We start from the raw sequence: 4,747 nt of genomic DNA, 5'->3' as shown, positions 1-4,747 counted from the left end.
TTGCCAAAATAAGATTAGATAATAATTCTAATTTAATGGCAAAAAAATTCACAGTAATTGATATGGAATTAATAGCTGAAGGCTACACCTCATGTTCGGTTAATGCGCAAAAAACAATTGAAATTTCCGCTTCAGGAAACACACAAATTGATTTATTAGGTGAACCAAAAGTAGATTTAAAGATTTTCACTAACACGGCTACGCTATCTAAAAAAATAAAGTAAAGTAGTAGCTTCAAATGAAAAAAGACATAATTATTCCAGAAGTAGAAAATGTATATGTGGTGGCTATTAAAGAATGGAATGAAGATTTTGGTGAAAACACTTGGTATGCCTACTTATTAAATAACACTTCAGAAAAATTAGAAATGGCTATGGTGGTTTCTAGTGCCTCTGGAATAATTAATGGGGAAGAAAGAAAAACAGGAAATTTTCGTCACGTTTTTAATGAAGTGCTTCCTGAAACAGCTATAAAAATTGAATTATTAGAAAACAATGTTTTGCAATTAAACAATCATTTTATGCTTACTTATTTTCTTAATGGAAAACTATACGATAAAAAATTCACCTTTGAAGCAAATACAATAAAAGAAGAAAACACAACTAAATTACATAAAATAAATCGTTTTGGAGTGATAGGGAAATAAACCTCACCCAACCGATTTAGTTTCTTATAAAATTGCTTTTTTCAAATAGTTTGTTGAAATTTACATCAACATTATTCTATTCTTATGAAGAAAGCAATTTTATTTATACTACTTCCCACTTTATTATTCGCACAAGATTTTGCCAAACACGTCAATCCATTAATTGGAACTGGCGGTCACGGACATACATTTCCTGGCGCAACAGTACCATATGGAATGGTACAACTTTCCCCAGATACGCGTATTGATGGCAGTTGGGATGGTTGCAGTGGGTATCATTATGATGATAGTACAATTTATGGATTTTCGCACACGCATTTGAATGGAACCGGTGTTTCCGATTACGGTGATATTATGTTGATGCCAACCATGGGCGAACCTTCGTTTGAAAATAAAGTGTATGCTTCTACATTTTTGCATACCAATGAAAAAGCTTCCGCTGGTTTTTATTCCGTGAAATTAGACAAACATAATATCGATGTGCGATTAACCACTTCAACCCGCGTTGGTTTTCATGAATATACGTTTAATAAAGCTGGACAAGCAAATATTATTTTGGATTTGAATCACCGCGATAAGTTATTGGAAGGAAAAATTAGAGTAATTGATGATAAAACCATTGAAGTTTTAAGAAGAAGCGAAGCTTGGGCAAGAGATCAATTTGTTTATGCTCGAATTGAGTTCAATGTGCCTTTGAAAGTGAATCTAGTTAAAGAAGAAAACAAGGAAAACACTAAATTAGACGGAATATACAAAGGAACTGAATTGGCTTTAAGTTTCTCCAAACTTGTCAAAAAAGGAGAAAAAATCCTCGTAAAAGTAACGCTTTCGCCAACAAGTTACGAAGGTGCTAAACTAAACAGTTCCGAAATCGAACATTGGGATTTTGAAAAAGTTAAACAAGATGCAGAAGATCTTTGGAACAAGGAATTATCAAAAATTGAAGTCACTTCTGATGATAAAGATAAGTTAGCGATTTTCTACACCGCTTTGTATCACACGATGATGCAACCAAATATTGCACAAGATTTAGACTCCAACTACCGAGGAAGAGACAACCAAATTCATGTTGCGGAAGGATTTGATTATTACACGGTTTTTTCACTTTGGGACACGTTTAGAGGTGCGCATCCGTTATACACCTTAATCGATAAAAAGCGAACTTCGGATTACATTAATACGTTTATCAAACAATACGAACAAGGCGGTAGATTACCCGTTTGGGAATTAGCATCCAATGAAACCGATTGTATGATTGGTTATCATTCGGTTTCTGTAATCGCCGATGCGATGGCAAAAGGCATTACAGGTTTTGATTACGAAATAGCCTTTGAAGCGAGTAAAGCATCAGCCATGCGCGATGTTTTGGGTTTGGATGCCTACAAAAAAAACGGTTTTATTTCGATGGATGACGAACACGAAAGCGTTTCTAAAACCTTAGAATATGCCTATGATGATTGGTGTATTGCCCAAATGGCGCAAATTTTAAACAAGCAAGAAGATTATCAATATTTCATGAAACGTTCTCAAAATTGGAAAAATATTTTCGATTGGGAAACGGGTTTTATGCGGCCAAAGAAAAACGGTGGTTGGGATAAACCTTTTGACCCAAGAGAAGTGAATAATAATTTTACGGAAGGAAATTCGTGGCAGTATTCGTTTTTTGTACCACAAGATATAGAAGGTTTAATTCAAGCTTATGGCGGACCTGAAAAGTTTGAAGCTAAGTTAGACGCACTTTTCAATGCTGAAAGCAAGACTACAGGTAGAGAACAAGTGGATGTTACAGGTTTAATCGGGCAATACGCACACGGCAACGAACCTAGTCACCACATGGCCTATTTGTACAATTATGTAGGCAAACCTGAAAAAACTAATGAAAAAGTAAAGTATATTTTAAATAATTTTTACAAAAACACTCCTGATGGATTAATAGGCAACGAAGATTGTGGTCAAATGAGTGCGTGGTATGTGTTAAGTGCGATGGGAATTTATGCGGTGACGCCGGGGCAACCCATATGGGATATAAACGAACCTTTTTTAGACGCAAAAGTTAGTATTTATGGCAACAAACCTAATTATCTTCATTTACCAAATGCTAGTGGAATTTTACCACAATTTGGAATGGAAATAGTTGATAAACCTCTATTTAAATTAATCACTCCTGTTCCTGTAATTCAAGCTGAAAGTAAAGCGTTTAAAGATAAATTAAAGATTGAATTGAAATCTCAAAATCCGAATGATAAAATTTATTTTAGAATAAGTAATTATGTTGAAACATTAGAAAAAAAATCATTTGAATTATATAATCAACCTTTTGAAATTCAGCAAAATGCAACAATTTCGAGTTATGTTTTCAATAATAATTCTCAAAGCAACACCATTTTCGCCCAATTCTTCAAAAAACCTAACAACTATACCATCAACATCAAATCCAAATACAATCCGCAATATCATGCTGGTGGTTCAGAAGGGTTGCTTGACGGAATTTTAGGAACGGAAAACTGGCGAAAAGGCGATTGGCAAGGCTATCAAAGTCAGGATTTTGAAGCAGTGGTGGATTTGCAAGAAGTAAAAAACATTTCTGAAATTTCAGCTCGTTTCTTACAAGACCAACGTTCGTGGATTGTAATGCCTACCAAAGTGGAGTATTACATTTCAGATGATAATGTGAATTTTACTTATTTCGGTTCGGTAAACAACACGTTAGACCCAAAAGTAGAAGAAAATACCATTATAAATTTTAGTTCTAATGAAATCAAAAGTAAAAAAGCACGTTATGTAAAAGTTATTGCCAAGAACTTCGGAAAATTACCTGAATGGCATCAAGGTTTTGGTGGTGATGCGTTTATTTTTGTGGATGAGATAATCGTTAAATAAAAAAGTTATTTCTTATTCACGAAATTTAAAATAGGTTTCAATTGCTCCATATCAATATTTGATTTTTGCAAAATACTTAAAAATTCCATCGCGTTTTCAGGTTTCATATCGTTTCCTAAAACTCGAATTACTGTAAAACCTAATTCTTTTTTATTGCCAAACAATATTAATTCGTCAATTTGTTTATTATCGCCAACTAACATTATAGAAGCGTTTTGCCCTACTCCATTTAATTTTATTAAAGGTTGGTACACCGTATCTTTCAAAATTTCTTTAACTTCTTTAATTTCTTTTGAATATTGTGCATTATTTTTTCCATCTTTTTTAAAAGCTAAAATGTTTACTTTATCAAAAGAAGCCAATGCTTTTTTTTCGGAAGCAGATAATTTGGTTTCATTGATATTTAAAATAGAAGACGAAACATCTAAAGACATAAATTCCTTTTTTTCGCCGCTTTCCACAAAGTATTTCTGTAAAGTAGCTTCTTGTTTACAACTAAATGTTAAGGCTAAAATAGCAAATAAAAATAACTTCTTCATCCGATTAATTTTTATCAATTTTACTTAAAATATCGGCACCTGGAAGATTTAACTTTTTTACAATTAAGGCAATTTCATTCAAAGGAAAATCACCTTTTATGGAGACAATTGATGTTTTTACACCATTGAAATTACCATTTACCACTACTAAAACTTCTTTTACATTGGTTTCATTAGCATCTGTTTTTCCATAAACTTTAATCATATTTCCATCTTGCGTAGAAGACGAAATGGCATCTAAAGGATTCGATTTTAAATAAGCCGATGCTGCAGCATTTAAATCACCGCTCCATTTAGATTGTGAGGTATAAACCGCTTGCAAATTATCTAATTTTTTAAGCAAACTCATATATTGTTGCATTTCTTTATCTTTTGCATCAACTTTAACTTTGCTCATTAATTCGAACATTTTTTTAGAAACCACAATGCTTTCTACACCTTCTTTATCTTCTAATTTATCAAAAGCGTTTTGTGAAAACACCAAAGATGAAATCATCAAAGCAACATAAACAATAATTTTTTTCATAACCTACTATTTTAAATATCTAATTATCAAAATCTATTCCAAATATAAGACAACATTGTACTATAATTGTTACAAAAATAAAATGCTTACCCAATATTACGTTTTAATAAATTTTAAAACTTAAAGTTTAATCCTAATTTAAAGTTTCTTCCTCTT

General features: G+C 32.3%; 4 protein-coding genes and 1 pseudogene. 3 read left to right on the top strand and 2 right to left on the bottom strand.

The features are described from left to right. From ACIQ2I_RS08030 to ACIQ2I_RS08020, 3 genes and pseudogenes are all read left to right on the top strand, one after another. A pseudogene (locus ACIQ2I_RS08030) lies at positions 1-224 on the top strand (DUF2807 domain-containing protein); the annotation flags it as partial. Between the two features lie 14 nt (positions 225-238). Beyond that, positions 239-646 carry a hypothetical protein gene (locus ACIQ2I_RS08025; protein WP_396181903.1) on the top strand — a complete coding sequence of 136 codons (408 nt, stop codon included), beginning with the start codon at positions 239-241 and terminating at the stop codon, positions 644-646. Between the two features lie 84 nt (positions 647-730). After that, on the top strand, positions 731-3,526 hold the full coding sequence (locus ACIQ2I_RS08020; protein WP_396181902.1) for a GH92 family glycosyl hydrolase: 2,796 nt from the start codon (positions 731-733) through the stop codon (positions 3,524-3,526). Positions 3,527-3,531: 5 nt separating this feature from the next. On the opposite strand, the gene ACIQ2I_RS08015 is transcribed toward ACIQ2I_RS08020, so the two are convergent. Both ACIQ2I_RS08015 and ACIQ2I_RS08010 read right to left on the bottom strand, forming a co-directional pair. Next, positions 3,532-4,065 (bottom strand): DUF4252 domain-containing protein, encoded by a 534-nt coding sequence (locus ACIQ2I_RS08015; RefSeq protein ID WP_396181901.1) that lies wholly within the window; start codon positions 4,063-4,065, stop codon positions 3,532-3,534. A gap of 4 nt (positions 4,066-4,069) precedes the next feature. Next, complete coding sequence (locus ACIQ2I_RS08010) at positions 4,070-4,591, bottom strand: DUF4252 domain-containing protein (protein ID WP_396181900.1); 522 nt, start codon at positions 4,589-4,591, stop codon at positions 4,070-4,072. Positions 4,592-4,747 lie beyond the last annotated feature (156 nt).

This window comes from Flavobacterium sp., from assembly GCF_044368995.1.
Taxonomy (GTDB): Bacteria; Bacteroidota; Bacteroidia; order Flavobacteriales; family Flavobacteriaceae; genus Flavobacterium.
Note: the sequence above shows the minus strand (reverse complement) of the source record. Positions and strands in the feature narration are given on the sequence as shown.